Source organism: Mesorhizobium sp. M00.F.Ca.ET.216.01.1.1 (assembly GCF_004010325.2).
GTDB lineage: Bacteria > Pseudomonadota > Alphaproteobacteria > Rhizobiales > Rhizobiaceae > Mesorhizobium.
Genome location: NZ_SADR02000015.1, coordinates 98,457 through 114,775, shown reverse-complemented (window position 1 = coordinate 114,775; position 16,319 = coordinate 98,457). Strand labels below are relative to the sequence as shown.

At 61.7% G+C, this 16,319-nt stretch carries 12 protein-coding genes; all 12 read right to left on the bottom strand.

Going from position 1 to position 16,319, the window contains the following annotated elements; all coding sequences use genetic code 11:
- Positions 1-29 precede the first annotated feature (29 nt).
- The gene (locus EN859_RS20075; protein ID WP_127854599.1) at positions 30-1,163 is read right to left on the bottom strand and encodes an ABC transporter permease; all 1,134 of its coding nucleotides are present in this window, start codon (positions 1,161-1,163) and stop codon (positions 30-32) included.
- 26 nt (positions 1,164-1,189) lie between these two features.
- Positions 1,190-2,731 (bottom strand): sugar ABC transporter ATP-binding protein, encoded by a 1,542-nt coding sequence (locus tag EN859_RS20070; protein WP_127854600.1) that lies wholly within the window; start codon positions 2,729-2,731, stop codon positions 1,190-1,192.
- Positions 2,728-3,384: a DUF2291 domain-containing protein gene (locus tag EN859_RS20065; protein ID WP_127854601.1), complete on the bottom strand. Its 657-nt coding sequence runs from the start codon at positions 3,382-3,384 to the stop codon at positions 2,728-2,730. Before EN859_RS20065 ends, EN859_RS20070 begins: the two co-directional genes overlap by 4 nt.
- A 56-nt stretch (positions 3,385-3,440) precedes the next feature.
- On the bottom strand, positions 3,441-4,439 hold the full coding sequence (locus EN859_RS20060) for a sugar-binding transcriptional regulator (RefSeq protein WP_127854602.1): 999 nt from the start codon (positions 4,437-4,439) through the stop codon (positions 3,441-3,443).
- Between the two features lie 484 nt (positions 4,440-4,923).
- Positions 4,924-6,612 (bottom strand): glycerol-3-phosphate dehydrogenase/oxidase, encoded by a 1,689-nt coding sequence (locus EN859_RS20055; protein WP_189502108.1) that lies wholly within the window; start codon positions 6,610-6,612, stop codon positions 4,924-4,926.
- 20 nt (positions 6,613-6,632) lie between these two features.
- On the bottom strand, positions 6,633-7,409 hold the full coding sequence (locus tag EN859_RS20050; RefSeq protein ID WP_127854604.1) for a DeoR/GlpR family DNA-binding transcription regulator: 777 nt from the start codon (positions 7,407-7,409) through the stop codon (positions 6,633-6,635).
- Positions 7,406-8,941, bottom strand: coding sequence for an FGGY-family carbohydrate kinase (locus EN859_RS20045; protein ID WP_127854605.1), 1,536 nt, complete (start codon positions 8,939-8,941; stop codon positions 7,406-7,408). The genes EN859_RS20050 and EN859_RS20045 overlap by 4 nt, the downstream gene beginning before the upstream one ends.
- Before the next feature lie 360 nt (positions 8,942-9,301).
- A complete protein-coding gene (locus tag EN859_RS20040; RefSeq protein ID WP_127854606.1) occupies positions 9,302-12,622 on the bottom strand; it encodes a DEAD/DEAH box helicase in 3,321 nt (1,106 codons plus the stop codon).
- 392 nt (positions 12,623-13,014) lie between these two features.
- Positions 13,015-13,743: an ABC transporter ATP-binding protein gene (locus tag EN859_RS20035; protein ID WP_127854607.1), complete on the bottom strand. Its 729-nt coding sequence runs from the start codon at positions 13,741-13,743 to the stop codon at positions 13,015-13,017.
- A 2-nt stretch (positions 13,744-13,745) separates the two neighbouring features.
- Positions 13,746-14,480, bottom strand: a complete 735-nt coding sequence (locus tag EN859_RS20030; RefSeq protein ID WP_127854608.1) for an ABC transporter ATP-binding protein — start codon at positions 14,478-14,480, stop codon at positions 13,746-13,748.
- Positions 14,477-15,424 carry a branched-chain amino acid ABC transporter permease gene (locus EN859_RS20025; RefSeq protein ID WP_127854609.1) on the bottom strand — a complete coding sequence of 316 codons (948 nt, stop codon included), beginning with the start codon at positions 15,422-15,424 and terminating at the stop codon, positions 14,477-14,479. Before EN859_RS20025 ends, EN859_RS20030 begins: the two co-directional genes overlap by 4 nt.
- Positions 15,421-16,284 (bottom strand): branched-chain amino acid ABC transporter permease, encoded by an 864-nt coding sequence (locus tag EN859_RS20020; RefSeq protein ID WP_127854697.1) that lies wholly within the window; start codon positions 16,282-16,284, stop codon positions 15,421-15,423. Before EN859_RS20020 ends, EN859_RS20025 begins: the two co-directional genes overlap by 4 nt.
- Positions 16,285-16,319: the final 35 nt, after the last annotated feature.

Genomic DNA, 16,319 nt, shown 5'->3' with positions numbered 1-16,319 from the left:
CTCCAATGATTGCTTGGTGTTGCTGCCGATCAGCCGGCAGTCTTCCCGTGGGCAGGATTGGCCGCTTCGGCCTTCCCCCGTTTCTGAGAAGTCGATTGGCCGTTGGTCGAGCTCGCAAGCTTGCTCCGACGGCGATACTGAACGGCATTGAGAAGCACAGCGAGCACGATGACCGCACCGGTGAACACTGTCTGCCAGTAGGATGAGATGCCAATGATCACCAGACCATCGGAAAGGAAGCCGATGACGAAGGCCCCGAGCAGAGTTCCGCGGATGTTGCCGCGCCCGCCGGTCAGCGCGGCGCCGCCGATGACGACGGCGGCGATGGCCGTCAATTCGTAGGTGGTGCCGGCTGTCGGTCCCGCCGAGGTCAGCTGCGACGACAGGATCAGGCCGGCGATAGCGGCACAGATGCCTGAAAGCACATAGACTGAAACCTGCACGGTTTTGACCGGAACGCCGGACAGTTCAGCCGCGCGCTCGTTGCCGCCCGAGGCATAGAGCCAGCGCCCAAAGGCAGTGCGGTTCAACGTGATGCTGCCGATGAAGGCGATCACCGCCAGAACGACCACGCCGGTGGGCACGCCGAACAGGCGATTGAAGCCAAGCGCATCGAAGCCGGTATTTCCGAGCTCGGGCCTGCCGCCGAGGTTGTTGTAGGTCAAACCGCTCGTCATCAGCAGCGCCAGACCGCGCGCCATATACATGACGCCCAGCGTGGCCACAAAGGCCGGAACCTTGAAACGGGCAATGAGGACGCCGTTGATCAGACCGACGGCGGCGCCCAGCATGCAGGCCAGGACCGCGACCACCCAGACCGGCGGATACAGGACGACGCCAAACCAGTTCAGCGTCACGCCCTGCATCAGAAAGCCGGCGACGACGCCGGCAAGCCCAAGCGTCGATCCCACCGACAGGTCGATGCCGCCGTTGAGGATGACCAGCAGCATGCCGACGGCGAGAATCCCGAATATGGCGACGTGCGAGGCCATGGTCAGGAAATTCGCCACGGACAGGTAGTAGGGCGACAGCATCGAAAAGACGACGATGATCGCAATCAGCGCAAAGAAAGCCCGGCCTTCGAGCAGCAGCTTGGCCACGTCGAAGCCTTCGCTGCGCACGGCTGGACTGGACTGCTTGGCTGCCTGGCTGACGTTGCTCATGATCGGGGCTCCGAAATTCATGGTGATCAGGCAATCACGGCTTCGCCCGAGGCGGCCATGATCTGCTCTTTGGTGGCGTTGGCGCCGAACTGCGCTGAAATCCTGCCTCGGCGCATCACCACGATCCGGTGGGCAATGCTCAGGCACTCGTTGACCTCCGAGGTCGAAAAGACGACCGCCAGCCCCTGCGCGGCACGCTCGCTCAGCAAGCGGAAGACCTCGGCCTTGGCACCGACATCGATGCCGCGGCTCGGCTCGTCCAGAAGGATGACCTTGGGATTTGTCGTCAGCATCTTGCCAATGACGACCTTCTGCTGGTTGCCGCCCGACAGCGATCCGATCATGGTGTTGCCGCCTGCGGTCTTGATGGTCACCTTGCGGATCGAGCTGTCGATCAGCTCGCGCTCCCTGGAGCGGGAAAGAAACAGCCTCTTCGCGAACGCCTCGATGCTGGCAAGCGAAAGGTTGCGGCCGACGGTCATCGTCTGCACCAGCCCGTCTCGCTGGCGGTCCTCGGGGACGAGCACAAGACCTCTGCCGATACGCTGCGCGATGCTAAGTCCCGAGAGGTCCTCACCTTCCAAAAGCGCCCGGCCGCCCGCCATCGGCACGCGTCCCGCGACGGCTTCCAGCAACTCCGTGCGTCCGGCGCCCATCAGTCCGTAGATGCAGACGATCTCGCCCGCCCTGACATCCAGCGACAGGTGATCGACGACCGAATAGCCTGAACCCGAAGCGTCGACGACGCTCACATCCTCGATCGAAAGGGCGACCTCGCCGAATTCATGGCCGGTCGGCGGCGAACCAAGGTCGAAGTTCTCGCCCACCATGTTGCGGACAATCCACTCGAGATCGATGTCCTTGGCTTCGGCCGTTGCCGTTATCGCCCCGTCGCGCAGGACGACTGCGTAGTCGGTGATCTGCAGAGCCTCCTCGAGGTGATGCGATATGTAGACGATGGAGACACCGCGGCTGGTCAAATCGCGGATGACCCTGAACAGCACCTCCACCTCTGTCGCGCTGAGCGCAGATGTCGGTTCGTCCATGATGAGGATGCGGGAATCGACGGACAGCGCCCGGGCGATCTCGACGATCTGCTGCTGCCCCAGGCGCAGGTCCTCGACCGGGGTCATCGGGTCGATGTCTTCTTCGAGCTCGGCCATCAGCGCGCGCGCCTGGCGCGCCTCTTCGGCGAAGTCGAGGCCGGTCGCCGTGCGCAGTTCGCGGCCCATGAAGATGTTGTCGCGAACGCTGAGGTTCGGCGCCAGGCTCAATTCCTGGTGGATGATCGAGATGCCGCGGTCGCGCGCGTCCGAAGAGGAAGAAAAGCTGACGATATTGCCGTCGAGCACGATCTCGCCGGATGTCGGCATCACCACGCCGGACAGGATCTTCATTAGCGTCGACTTGCCGGCGCCATTCTCTCCGAACAGGGTTGTAACCTTGCCGCGGTGGATGTCGAAGTTGACGCCCTTGAGTGCATGAACGCCGCCGTATGACATGGTGATGTCGCGCGCCGAAAGCACGGCATCGCCAGTCGCAAGCCCGTTGCCGGAAGCCGGTTTCATTTGACCTCCAGCCTCACCGGAGTGACCAGCCAGCTCTTCGGATTGACCAGCTTGAACGCGCCGACCACCGAAATGGTCTTGCCGCCCAACGCGCTCGTATCAACTTTCGACAGCACCTCCTTCTTCATCTCGTTGTTCAGCGCCGAACCGGCATCCTGATATTCAATCTGATTGGTGAACTGGCCGAATGTGATCTTGCCAGTGGCGTCGCGAAGGTCGGTTCCGTTGATCGCCGGCCCAGTCTGCACCCGGATCAGCAGCGTATCCGGCACGCCATCGACGGCGACCTTGTAGATGCCCGATTTTCCCTCGCCGACGAGGCCGGTGAACTTGACCGAGAAGACCGGTCCGACACCCGCCGGGACGCCGTATTCCTTTTCGGCCGTCGCCCTGTCCTTGGCGATCGCCGTCGCCGCCGTCACCGCGTCGGCGGCACGCGCTTCGACATCGGCTTGCACCTTGGGAAATTCCGACTTTCCGTACTCCTGTGCGGAAAACACGGCGTTTCGCACGTCACCGGCGGATCCGATCCTGACGACCTTCGTGTCAAGCGCCATGGCGCCGAGCAGCACCAGAACCGCAAAGGCGGCAATCGTCCGGCGAAGACCCGGCGAGACCTGGCGACTCGACGCCGAGCCAGCCTTCGAACTCATGACGCAACCATCGGCGAAGCGGACTTTCCATAGTCACGCATTTGATGATCCTCCGTTCACTTCGTGTTTCGTCGCAGCTGCGCGCCGTCAGGCCGGCTCTGTTCGACGAGTGCGCGGGCCGTCGTTTCATCGGTGATCAAGCCGCTCAGATAACGGCTTTCGAGCACCGCCCTGATCGCCCGCACCTTCACCTTGCCGCCGGCGACGGCGACAATCCTGCGGCCCTTCAATTGATCTCGCGGCAGTGCCAGTATTCTTTCCGACAGCGCCGTTTCCACCGGGCGCCCTCTATCGTCGAAGAAGTGGGCAAGGAGTTCGCCAACGCCGCCGTCACGCTTGACGTCATCGATTTCGGAATGCTCGATCATGCCTGTGGCGACGAGCGACGCTTCCCGCTCGGCCGTCCCAATTCCCACAAACATCAGGTCGGACCGGCTTGCGAGATCGAAGACGTCGCTGATGCCGCGCTGGCCAAGCAGCACCTCGCGGTCTTCCACGGTGTTGGCGACAAACGGTACCGGCATCACATAGGCCTGCGCGCCGGTTCGCTCGGCCAGGCGATGAATGACGTCGTGGGGATTGGCCGCGAATTTACGCGTCACGCCGCCGAGCAAGGAGACAAAGCGGATATGGCCGGCGGCAGTGCGCGTCAGATACTCGACGCTGGCCGCAAGGGTACGGCCATGGCCGACGCCGATCAGCATGTCTTCGCCGCGATCAATCTCTCGCTTCAGGAATTGGGCGCCCGCAATGCCCAGGCCCCTCAGCGGCAGCTCGTCCTGGTCCAGGTCGGGAACCACCTCGCAGGTGTCGAGCCCGTAAGCGGCGATCAGGCGCTGCTCCAGGTCGACGCACTCGCCAACGTCGCCGTCGATGAAGACCCTGATCAGGCCATCCTGGGTGGCCCTGGTGATGAGCCGGTGTGCCTTGAGGCTGGTCAGGCCAAGCCGCTTGGCGACCTGGGCTTGTGTGAGGCCGCCGGCATAGTGAAGCCAGGCCGCGCGCGTGGCGAGGCTGGACTCATGATCGCGGTTGGCGGTTCCGCCAGATTTCACGTCATCTCCTCCCTGAGATGATATTATTATCTTTGATTGCAAAAATTTTCACATCCCTGCGCCGCTGTCAATCCCTCAACAGACCGGAGCACAAGCCACGATCGGAACCTTGGGCCTGGCCTGCTTGGCCGCACCCGCAGCCATTCCCGCTCGGCCAATTGAGCCGTCCGGGAGCCCTGCATGCCAGTATATTAGCGATCATACGATTGTGTTAAATTAACGTCAATCATCGTTATTTCACACTTTAACTAAGCAGCACACATGCGTCAAAATAGCCGCATTATCACTTAAATGATTGTTTTTAATAAGTTATCATTCGGAATATAAAATCCCACTCGGCCTGTGAGGTAAGGGCCGCGCGTGGGATCGCAGTCATGGCCTGCCCATCCGGGCCGGTTTGCCTTGCGGTGCGTATTGGCATCCACGTCGGTGCCGAGCCATTCGCATAACCGGGTCGACCACCCTGCGGCCAAAGCTACGCAGATCAATCCAGCCGCATCAAATTCCCGGTTTCGAGCTGCGCAACGACGGCGTCGATTTCCTCTGCGGTTCGCTGCGCGCTCCAGCCAAGCGCCCTCCCGGCAATCGCGGCAATCTCGTGCAAGTCACGCTTGGTAAGCGAGCCACCTATCGCAAGGGTGCTGCGCCGCATGACAATGTCGGACAGGTGCTCAACGAATTCGTTGCGCACGATGTAGTCGATCTCCGGCTTGCTGTAGCCGCTTGAGTCCAGAAGGCGGACTGCATCATTCGATCCATACCTGGCGATCTGCACGGCTCGCGTCCCGTACCGCGACAGCAATTGGTCGAGACGCTCTTCCTCTAAACCCGACTCCGACTGGGCCCAGGCCAGCCAGTCGGCGCGGGCCGCGGCGCCGGCGGGGAAGCCCTTTCCGCCGCCGATCGGCATCGATTGCGTCGTCACCTTGCGGCTGCGCCGCAGGCGGTCGAGCACAACGTCGGCTACCTCCTCGGCAAAGCCGCGGAAGGTCGTCCATTTGCCGCCGACCAGCGAGATGACGGCGAAGGGCCTGGTCGGATCCGGCTCGGCGACCGGCGCCGAATGATCGCGGCTGATCAGCCCGGGCGTCGATGTCTCCGAAGCCGGCAGCGGCCTGATGCCGCTATAGGCATAGACGATCTGGTCGCGGTTGAACGTCATTCCGGGCAGGAGAGTCCGCACGCTGTCGAGCAGATACTCGACTTCGTCCGGCTCGCAGCGAACCGCGTCCGGATTGTCGGCCTTGATGTCGGTCGAGCCGACCAGCGCCAGGCCGAGATAATCGTAGACAAGGCAGATGCGTCCGTCGTCGGCCTCGAAATAGAGCATGCGCTCGGCGAGGCTTCTTACCAGCTCGTCGTGCTTCAACAAAATGTGCGAGCCCTTGGTGCCGACGATCATCTTCGACGGCGCGCCAAGCAAGTCGTTGACGTGATCGATCCACGGACCGGCGGCGTTGACCACCAGCTTCGGCCGTACCGAAAAAGCGCTGCCGTTTTCCGGCTGGAATGCCAGCAAGCCGTCGGCGGATGTCACCAGCGTTGTGTAGTTGGCGGCGGCCGAGGCTGCGTTGGCCTGCAGTCCGTCAAGGATCAGTTCGAGCACCAGCCGTTCGGGATGGCTGATCTTGGCGTCATAATAGATGCCGGTGGCGACGATCGCAGGGTTCAGTGCTGGCATCTTGCCGAGTGCCTGCCGCCGCCCGACCATCCGATGGCGCGGCATTACCCGGTTACGCGAACCGTAGAAGTCATAGATCGCCAGGCCGACCTTGATCAGGATGGCACCGCGGCTGCGCGGCGCGCTGGTCGAGCCAAACAGCGTTCGCAGCGCCGCGAGCACGCCCTTGGTCCAGGAAAAAATCGGTATGACAGTCGGTAGCGGACTGACGTAATGCGGCGCGTTCCTCAAAAGCAGGTTCCGCTCGAGCGTCGATTGCGCCACCAGCCCGAACTCGCCGGTTTCGAGATATTTCAGGCCACCATGGATGAGCCGTGACGGCGCGGCGCTGGTGCCCGAGCCGAAATCCGCCTTGTCGACGATCAGGCAGCTGACGCCTTGCGCGCACAGATCGCGAAACAGGCCTGCCCCGTTGATGCCGGCGCCAAGAATGACAACATCGACTTCGCCGGTCCCGGCCATTGCAGCGAGACGTCCGGCACGACTTGCCATATCTGCTCCGCCAGATGAGCTCATTGTGCCGTCGTCTTGATGACGCGCAGTCTGACGCCGGCGCGTTCGAGGCTCTGCACCTGCGCGTCGCCCAGGCCCTCGGTCGTCAGCACGGCATCGAAGCTGGTCAGATCTTCGAAGGCGTGCAGCGCGATCCTGTCGAACTTTGCGTGGTCGACCAACAGGATGCGCCTGGCCGAAGCGGCCATCATCGCCTGCTTGACCCGCACCACGTTCTGGTCCTGGATGAAGGCTGTGGTTCCGGCGATGGCCGAAGCCGAACAAATCAGCACATTGGCGCGGAGTTGCGCCACGGCGTTCTCGCAGACGATGCCGATATAGGCGTTGTAGGTAGCGTGGTACTGGCCGCCGAGACAGATGAAGTCGATCTCGTCGACATTGGTCAGCAACGCAGCCGTCGGTACGCTGTTGGTGATGACCGTGAGCGGCTTGAGGTCCAACAGCAGCGGCACGACGGCATTTGCCGTCGACGAATCGTCGAGCATGACAACATGGCCGGCTTCGACATAGTCCAGCGCCGCCCTGGCCAGAGCGTCCTTCTCGGCCCTGTTGACCGTCACCCGGTAGCGGAAGGCACTTTCGTAGAGACCGGAAGGCTGAACCGTCACCGCGCCATGCAGCTTGCGCAGCACGCCCTGCTGCGCCAACCGGTCGATGTGGCGGTGGATGGTCATGCGCGATACGCCGAAATGTTCGACCAGATCGTCGATGCGCACCTGGCCGAGCTTTATTACATACTCGGCGATCTCCTCGCGCCGTTCGTCGGCCTTGATCATGCGGTCCCCTCGATGTCTTGCTGCGCCAGCTTTTCGATCTCCGGCCATTGCGGCCTCAGCGCCTCGGCTATGCGGCAATAGAGGGAAAAGCGCTCGTTGGACACGGCGCTGGCGGCAGGCACGGGCTGATATTGGCGCGCCGTCCTGCCGACCTGCCTTGCACCCTGTTGCGGCGTCGAAAACAGGCCGACCGCTGTGCCCGCGCAGAGCGCCGCGCCGAAGGCGGCGGCCTCATCGGTAGATGTGACAATCACCGGTGCATTCAGCGCGTCGGCAAACATCTGGACGAAGGCCGGGTTGCGCGAACCGCCTCCGGTCAGGCGTATCTCGCGGACGGCAAAGCGGCCACGCAACGCTTCGACATGGGTGCGATGGTTGAAAACTATGCCTTCCAGGACAGCCTTGAGCATGTCGCCGCGATTGTGCCAGCCATGCAGGCCGACAAAGCTGCCGCTCGCAACGCTGCCATAGGGGGAACCGAACAGATAAGGATGGAAAAGGATAGTCGAAGGCTTCTTCAGCGCCGCGTCGATCTCGTCTGCAAGGAGCTGGTGGATGGAACCGCCGCTGGCATCTGTCTCGTCCTGTTCCGAGCGGCAGAACGTGTCGAGAAACCAGTCGTAGTTTGCAGTCGAGGCCGGAGAGATCGCCATGCTGTTCCAGCGGCTTGGGTCGATCGCATTGCGGCAGAGCCAGCGCCGGTCGACGCGCGGTTCCAACGAAACCACTTCATTGATGGAATAGGTCCCGGCGATGATGCTGAGAGTGCCTTCCTCGTGGCCGCCCATGCCAAGCGCCGAAGCGGTAACGTCATGCAGGCCACAGGCGACGGGCGTGCCCTTGTCAAGGCCGGTCATTTCAGCGGCCTCGGCAGTCACATGCCCAACGATGTCGGCCGAATGCGCGACCGGCGGCAGCAAGTCGAAAAGGTCGTCCAATCCAAAGATGCGCATCGCTTCCGGCGCGTAGGTTTGCGTGCGGAAATCGGTGAATGAAGTGCTGGCCTCCGTCCGGTCCGTGCCGATCGTGCCGGTCAGGCAGAAGCGGAGCCAGTCCTTGCAGCTCAGCACGTGAGCGATGCGCCCATAGCAGTCCGGGTCGTTCTCCTTGAGCCATGCCAGCAGCGTCGCCGGCGCCGAAACCTGCGGCGCCTGGCCGGTCAGCGCCAGCGCCTCGTCGAAGACCCGATCCTGCGACCACCTTTCGACGATTGCGCTCGCGCGGCTGTCGAGCGACAGGATTCCAGGCCCCAGCGGCCGACGGTTCGCGTCGAGCAGATAGAGACCATCGCCGTGCGCGGTCGCCGCCACCGCCTTGATATCGCCGGCCGGCCGGCCGCATCCCGCGATCGCCTCGCGGACTGCGTCGGCGGTCGCTTGCCAGAGACCTGCCATGTCGCGCTCCACCCAGCGCGCGTGCGGCATCAATTGCGGCACCCGCCGACGCGCCACTGACAGTTGTGAGCCGTCGGCATCGAAGATCACCGCCTTGGTGACGGTGAGGCCATTGTCGATTCCGAGCAGGCTAGGCATGGTTACCGCCTCTTGCGGCAATTGGCGAAAGCGCCGAAAGCCAAGTCGCACCCCTGGACCGCGCGTGAAATGTGCATCTTTGTCGGCGTCATGGATGCGGCGGCTTTCCTTGGAGAAACGACAATCAACGAGCAGCCACGATGCAAAAATTGCGGTATCGTATGATGCAAAACAACCATATATCTATGTTAATTTAACGTCAATCGATGTGCGAAAAGCTGCGAGGTGTCGTACGAGCGACACAGATTCCGAGGCGATGTAGTCGCTAAAATTTTGATTTGACGTCATTTTTGACACGAAGAGAACGTCGCATCTGGTCCGTTCATTCGCTCACCGAGCACCTGTCGCTGGCAGGGTCCTTTAGACTTCGAACAACGCTCTTACGTCCTCTTCCGTAAGAGCCGAGCCGACGCTGCCGTCGCTATCAAACAGGCTATCGGCCAGCGCACGTTTTCTCGCTTTGAGCTCATCCATTTTTTGCTCGATCGTCCCTTTGGCCACCAGCCGATAGACGAAAACGGCTTTGTCTTGCCCGACGCGGTGAGCGCGGTCGATCGCCTGCTCCTCCACAGCCGGATTCCACCACGGGTCAAAGATGATCACGGTATCGGCCGCCGTCAGGTTGAGTCCCACTCCGCCAGCCTTCAGGCTGATGAGGAAAATATCACTTGCCCCGTTCTGAAAACCATCGATGACGCTCTTGCGGTCCCTGGTTTCTCCAGTCAGCAAACTGTATCGAATGCCGCTCGCGTCGAACCGGGCGCGGATCAGCGCAAGCATCGAGGTAAACTGCGAAAAGACGATGATCTTGCGGCCCTCGCTCAATAGCTCCAGCACCATTTCCATGAGCCGGTCCAGCTTGGCGGCAGGATGCTCAATGCCGTCGTTGAGCTTCAGTAGTGCAGGATGGCAGCACGCCTGACGCATTTTCAGCAAGGCTTCGAGAACGATGATGTGGCTCTTTTCCAAGCCGCGCTCCTTGACCGCCCGGCGCACCTTCTCCGACATTGACAAGCGGATGGAATCGTACAGGTCGCGCTGACTGCCCTCCAGCACGACGCTTTCGACAATCTCGCTCTTTGGCGGCAGCTCCGCAGCCACCTCCCGCTTCGTCCGCCGCAGCAGGAACGGCTTGATACGATGGGCCAGCGCCAGCGCTCGCGCGGCATCGCCGCGTTTTTCGATCGGCGTACGCCAATTGCGGGCAAACGCGGCCTTGTCGCCGAGATGGCCTGGATTGACGAAACCCATGATCGACCAAAGCTCCCCCAGATGATTTTCCATCGGGGTCCCCGTCAGGCAGAAGCGGTGCCTCGCCTTGATGCCGCGTAGCCATCGGGTTGTGGCGGCATTCGGATTCTTGATGGTCTGCGCCTCGTCGAGAATGGCCAAGTGCCAATCCCGGGACAAAAGCACCTCGCGGTCGCGCGCGATCAACGGGTAAGTGGTCAAAACAACATCGTGCCGGGCAATGTCAGCGAAGTTCTGCTTGCGCATGGGACCGTGGAGCACGAGAACCCGCAATTCCGGCGCAAATTTCTTTGCTTCGTTGAACCAATTGGCCATCAGGCTGGTAGGAGCGACGACAAGCGCCGGATCGGTCAAGCTGCCCCGCGCCTTTTCCATGGCAAACAGCGCTAGAATCTGCACGGTCTTGCCCAGCCCCATATCGTCGGCGAGCACGCCTCCCAGGCCGCTCTCGCGCAGCAGATCAAGCCACGCCACGCCCTGCGCCTGGTAAGGCCGGAGCGTGGCTTTGAAATCCACCGGTATGCGGACGTCCGCCAGCCCACGCGACTGAAGCAGGCTGGCCAGACGACGAAGGTTTTTCGCGCCTTTGAATGTGAATTCTTCGCTCTCCAGGCCAAGCAGAGGTACGACTTCGGCCTGGGAGAGCCTGATTTTCCCGGACTTGCCGTCGAATGTCCCGTTCAGATTCAGCGTGTGCAGCGCGAGCACCAGCGGCAAGAAGCGATCGGCCGCCAGGGACACGTAGCGGCCGTCGGACAAAGGCAGATAAAAATCATCGCCGGCTTCGGCCAGGAGCTTTATGGCGTCAGGAGTGAAGTCCGGCCTTGAGACCAAGGCGGCCAAAATCGACGTAAGATCACGCTTCTCGCCGTCGATTTCGATGCCGAGACCCAGTTCGAACCAGTCGATACCGCTACTCTCGAACTCCGCGTCGAAAGCGTTCGAAGACTTCGCCAGACGGTATGGGAAATCATCGTTGACGTGGATCTCAAAGCCTTCTGCCCGCAACTCACCGGCACGTGCGTTGAGAAAGTCGAGCCAGGCGTGTGGCTTCACAAGTGTCAGATCGCGGCCATGGCGCACATCGACAAGCGGGTGAACCGACCTCGCCGCGACGAAGTTCAAATCAGCCAGGCGTTTGAGCGCGTCGCGTTCCCTCGCCCGCCGACGGGAGACCGCATAGACGGATCCACCGTGAAATGCCTCGATCTCGGTGGCCTTTTCGGACAGCTCGATTTCGATTGGACCGTAACGGAAGCTGAGGTGTGCGAGCGGTATCCGATCCGGTTCGTCGCGCGCGTCGTAGTAATAGGCGTGGGCCGCCATGCGCCCCAATGTCAGACGCAGCACCGGTGTCGGGTCGCCATCGATCCTGATCGCCACTGCTGGCGGCACCGGCAAGAGATCGTGATGAACGGCCGGCAGTTTCTGGCCGAGACGACGCGCCACTTCCGCGACCTGAGCGCGAGGAATGAGCGGGGCCGACAACAGCCGATGCGCCAGCCGCGCAGGCAGACCCGATTCCACCGGCCCGGCCACGCCGGCGGCCTCGTCGACGTAGACTGGCGGCTCAGCGTCCAACGCGGTGGCACCCTCGACGATCAGGTGCGAACCGATCCCTGCCTGGCTGCTCTGGCGCCATTCGATGCGGCCTTGCCGGGTTTCGCCCCATTGCATCGGTGACTGCCTGATGTCGCGCCAATAGGCACGCCCGGTATTCACGATCTGATGCAAAAGTCTTGACGGACGGACGAGATAGGCGTCGTGTTGCCCGTAGCTTCGATGTTCCCGTGACAATCCGATGAGGATGTCGATATCTGCTTCTCGGTAATAGGCCGGAGCTTTGTCCGGATCGAAATATGCGAAGTTTGGACGTGAGGTATGGGTGGAAAAGCTTCCGTCCTTGAGCAATCTGACGGATATCAAGGATATCGCCAAATGCGGCATCCGCCCCTTTCGCACATGAGGCTGCACGCAGTACAGCAGCCTTTGTGCCACGTCCTGCGGGTAGTCATTGCCGCGTATCGCTGTGCCGACCTTTGCCAACCAGTCGTTGAGCTCACCCGGCAGAACCTGAGCTGCCGGCGTCATGCTGTTTGCCGTCGGAGGGCTGTCAATCCTGTCTATCGCTGTTCCTTCCTGGCCCCAAGCCGCGAGAAGGGCGGCCGCCGCATGCTTGCAGTTGAAAGAGACCGGACAGGTGCAATCGCCGTCGATGCCGACCAAATGGCCGTGACGGAATCTCAGGTCGATATCGACTGCATAGAGCGTTCTGGCCGTACCTGAAACGCGTGCCCGGACTTTTGTGAGATCATCGCTGATATGCAGAGCCGTAACGCGCCCTTGAGCCTGATAGGCGACAGCCTTGCTCAATGCCGAACGGCTGAAGAAGCTCGAAATATCCGTTTGCTTCAGCACGGTTGAAGGCACGTGACCTGGTCCATGGCAGACTGCTGCATCTCGAGACAAATCACCCAGGTCAGGCAGGCTGACCCTTTATTCCCATCCTGACGTTTCAGCCCAGGATAACCAATTTAATTTCGGGTCCACAGCACTGCCGACGGATGTACCCATCAAAAATTTGTACATTTGATTTCGTTGAGGAATTTCCGCGGTTGCGAATCCGAGCTCGCACTGACCTCGAACTGGCGCAGAATCCACGAGATCTGGTAGGTCACCCCGAGAGTGGCGAAGATTACCTGATATCGTTTGCTTGCGACGAATATCGCGATGATCACGCACAGCGCAAGGATCGAGCTGGATTGAAAAGAGCGGATCTGCTTCGACGGCTGAATAGCGCTCGAAGCGACTATCTCCGAAACTCATATTCCCAGGTAGGCGCGGCGAACCGCGGGGTCGTCGGCAAGCTCCTTCGCCATCCCCTCGCGGACAATCTGGCCGGCTTCCAGGACATAACCGCGGTCGCAAGCGGACAAAGCCAGATGCACGTCCTGCTCGACCAGCAGAATCGCGACACCCTCGCCGCGGATCGCCGCAAGCACATCCATCAGCTGTTCCACCACCACCGGCGCAAGGCCGAGGCTCATTTCATCGATCATCAGCAGTTTCGGTGCGGCCATCAAGCCGCGGGCCATCGCGCACATCTGCTGTTCGCCACCCGACATCGAGCCGGCTATCTGCTGCCTTCGGTCGGAGAGGCGCGGGAAGATGGCGTACATCCTGTCGAGGTCACGCGATACCGCAGCCTGGTCGCCGCGCCGGTATGCGCCCATACGGAGATTGTCCTCGACGCTCATGCGGTCGAACAGCTGGCGGCCTTCCGGCACCTGTACAAGGCCTGCGCCGAACGCTTCGTCGGGCGTCATCGGCACCAGATCGCGGCCGTCGAATTCGATGCTGCCTGTGGATGCGATCACGCGGGACAATGCCCGAAGCAGGGTTGTCTTGCCGGCACCGTTGCCGCCCACGAGAGCAACGATCTCGGCGCGCCGGACTTCGAGCGAGATATCGCGCAGCATCAGCATGCCGCCGTAGCCGGCGCCGAGAGCCCCAACCTTCAGCAGAGGGTTCTGCCCGTCGCCGATCGGCATGTTCAGGCCCGCCTCTTGCCGAGATAGGCTTCGACGACCGCCGCGTCGGACAGCACAGCCTCCGGTTCGCCGTCAGCGATCTTCTCGCCATGGTGCAGCACAAGCAGGCGATCGGACAGGCTCTTGATCGCCTTGATGACATGTTCGATGACGAGGATGGAGATGCCTTCGTCGCGCACCTTGCGGATCACCTCCACCACCTCGTCGATCTCGACATGGTTCAATCCAGCCATGACCTCGTCGCACAGAAGCAGCTTCGGCTGCATGGCAAGTGCCTTGGCAAGTTCCAGCCGCTTGCGTCCCGGCCCGCCAAGTTCATCGGCGCGCCGGCCGATGGATTTGCCAAGCCCGACGAATTCAAGATATCCAAGTGCCCTTTCGCGAGCCTCCGCAAGACCGGCCGTCTCTTCGCCACGACCGAACAGCGCGCCGACGGCAACATTGTCCAGCACCGACAGACCGGGAAAGGGCCGCATGATCTGGAACGTGCGGCCGATGCCGAGGCGCGCCCGGCGGAACGCGGGCAGCCTGGTGATCGAATTGCCCTCGAAGACGATATTTCCGGAACTGGGCGCCAGGGTGCCGCTGATCATGCTGACCAACGTCGTCTTGCCGGCGCCGTTGGGGCCGATGACGCCGAGGATCTCGCCCTCGTCTAATGTGAAGCTTACATCGTTGACGGCGACCAGCCCGGCGAAGCGCCGCGTCACGTGGCTGATCTCGAGGATTGCGCTCATATCCGGTGCGCCTTTATGTTTTCGGCAAAATAGCGCCATCCCGATTTGCGGAAGCGGCGCACGATGTCGGCCAGGCCGCGCGGCATGAGGACCACTGCGGCGACGACCACGATACCGAAGAACAGGCCGGCCACGCTGGTTACTTCGCTCGACAGCAACTCTGAGACAGCGGAAAGCGTGAGTGCCCCGATCACTGGACCAAGTATCGTGCCTGGACCGCCGAACACCGCCATGATGATCATCTTGACGTTGAGGCTGATGTCGAAGGCGCTTTCGGGATCGAGAAACGTGATCCAGTAAGCGTGGATGCCGCCGGCAAGGGCGCTGAAGACGCCCGAGAGCGCGAAGGCGAGCACCTTGTAGAGCGTCGTATTGACCCCCATGACGGCTGCGCCCTCTTCGTTCTCGCGGATTGCGATCAGGCCAAAGCCAAACCGGCTGCGCGTCAGCCAGAAGATGGTAAGCGTCACCGCTGTGAGGAGGCCGAGCGCCAGTTCGTAGAACAGCGGATCGTTGTTGAGCGGCGGCAAGACCAGGCCGATATTCTGTCCGGCCAGTGGCACGTTGGAGACGATCGCGATCATGACCTGCGCCAGCGCGAGCGTCGCAATAGCAAAGTAATGCCCCTTGAGCCGGAGCACCGGCAGGCCAAGCAGGAACGCAAAGATCACCGCCATCAGGACGCCGAAGGCAAGACCGAAAGCAAATGGCAGTTCCCATTGCACCATGGTGATGGCGACCCCGTAGCTGCCCAATCCGTAGAACACCGAATTGCCGAAAGATGCATAGCCGGCATAACCGCCGATGATGTTCCAGCCTTGCGCCAAAACGGCCAGCAGCAGCGCGTTGATGCCGAACTGGACGAGCACATCGGAGCCGAACCATGGCACCGCCGCGAGCACGGCAATCGCGAGGCTGGCGAGAGCTATGCGCGCCGCTGTCATGCGGCTTTTCCGAGAAGGCCGCGCGGTCGCACGATCAATACCAGAACAAGAACGCTGAAGCTCGCCACGTCGGCGAATGTGGCGCCGATGTAGAGCACGGCCAGCGATTCGATGACACCGAGTACCAGCCCTCCGAGCAGAACGCCAAGCGGGTTGTCGAGCCCGCCGATGATGGAAATGGCGAAGCATTTCGCCGTCAGCGTCGCGCCGATATAGGGGTTGATCTGAGAAACTGTCCCGTAGAGCCCGCCCGCCGCGCCGGCGAGCCCGATGCCGATGCCGAAGGTCGTGGCGTAGAGATGTCGCGGCTCGACGCCATAAAGCCGAGCCGCCACTAGGTTCTGGGCGGTCGCGCGAATCGCGCGGCCGAGCTTCGTGCGCAGGAGGAAAGCCCACATCGCAACCGTCAGCACGACAGCGACGCCAAATGCCATCAGCCGCGCCTGTGGCAGCACCAAGGAGCCAAGCGCGATGCTGTTGCCCGCATAGGGTGGATTGATGGTTCGGAAGTCAGCCGAAAACGCAAGCTGCGCCAGATAGGTCAGCACGACCTCAAGGCCGAAGGTGATGAGCAGCGTGTTAAACATCGGCGCTCGCACGACGAGGTTGAGCAGGCCGCGCTGCAGCGCATAGCCGACCATGAACATGACAACCGCGTTTATCGGCAGGCCCAGAAACGGATCGATGCCGAGACCGGCATAGAGGTACCAGGACAGATACGCGCCGAGCATGATGAAGGCGCCATGGGCGAGGTTGACGATATTGAGGACCCCCCAGACGAGAGCGAGCCCAAGCGCCATGATTGCATAAAGTCCGCCAAGGAAGACGCCGTTGATCAGGATTTGCGCGAGCAGACCCACATCCATCCTCCCTTTTTCCTAACCGGCTCGCGCGT

What these genes read in the sequence shown, in the direction of transcription:
- EN859_RS20055 (WP_189502108.1), bottom strand. Translation starts at nt 6,612, where the DNA reads ATGGCAAGTCGTGCCGGACGTCTCGCTGCAATGGCCGGGACCGGCGAA.
- EN859_RS20075 (WP_127854599.1), bottom strand. Translation starts at nt 1,163, where the DNA reads ATGAGCAACGTCAGCCAGGCAGCCAAGCAGTCCAGTCCAGCCGTGCGC.
- EN859_RS20025 (WP_127854609.1), bottom strand. Translation starts at nt 15,424, where the DNA reads ATGACAGCGGCGCGCATAGCTCTCGCCAGCCTCGCGATTGCCGTGCTC.
- EN859_RS20065 (WP_127854601.1), bottom strand. Translation starts at nt 3,384, where the DNA reads ATGAGTTCGAAGGCTGGCTCGGCGTCGAGTCGCCAGGTCTCGCCGGGT.
- EN859_RS20045 (WP_127854605.1), bottom strand. Translation starts at nt 8,941, where the DNA reads ATGCCTAGCCTGCTCGGAATCGACAATGGCCTCACCGTCACCAAGGCG.
- EN859_RS20035 (WP_127854607.1), bottom strand. Translation starts at nt 13,743, where the DNA reads ATGCCGATCGGCGACGGGCAGAACCCTCTGCTGAAGGTTGGGGCTCTC.
- EN859_RS20030 (WP_127854608.1), bottom strand. Translation starts at nt 14,480, where the DNA reads ATGAGCGCAATCCTCGAGATCAGCCACGTGACGCGGCGCTTCGCCGGG.
- EN859_RS20070 (WP_127854600.1), bottom strand. Translation starts at nt 2,731, where the DNA reads ATGAAACCGGCTTCCGGCAACGGGCTTGCGACTGGCGATGCCGTGCTT.
- EN859_RS20050 (WP_127854604.1), bottom strand. Translation starts at nt 7,409, where the DNA reads ATGATCAAGGCCGACGAACGGCGCGAGGAGATCGCCGAGTATGTAATA.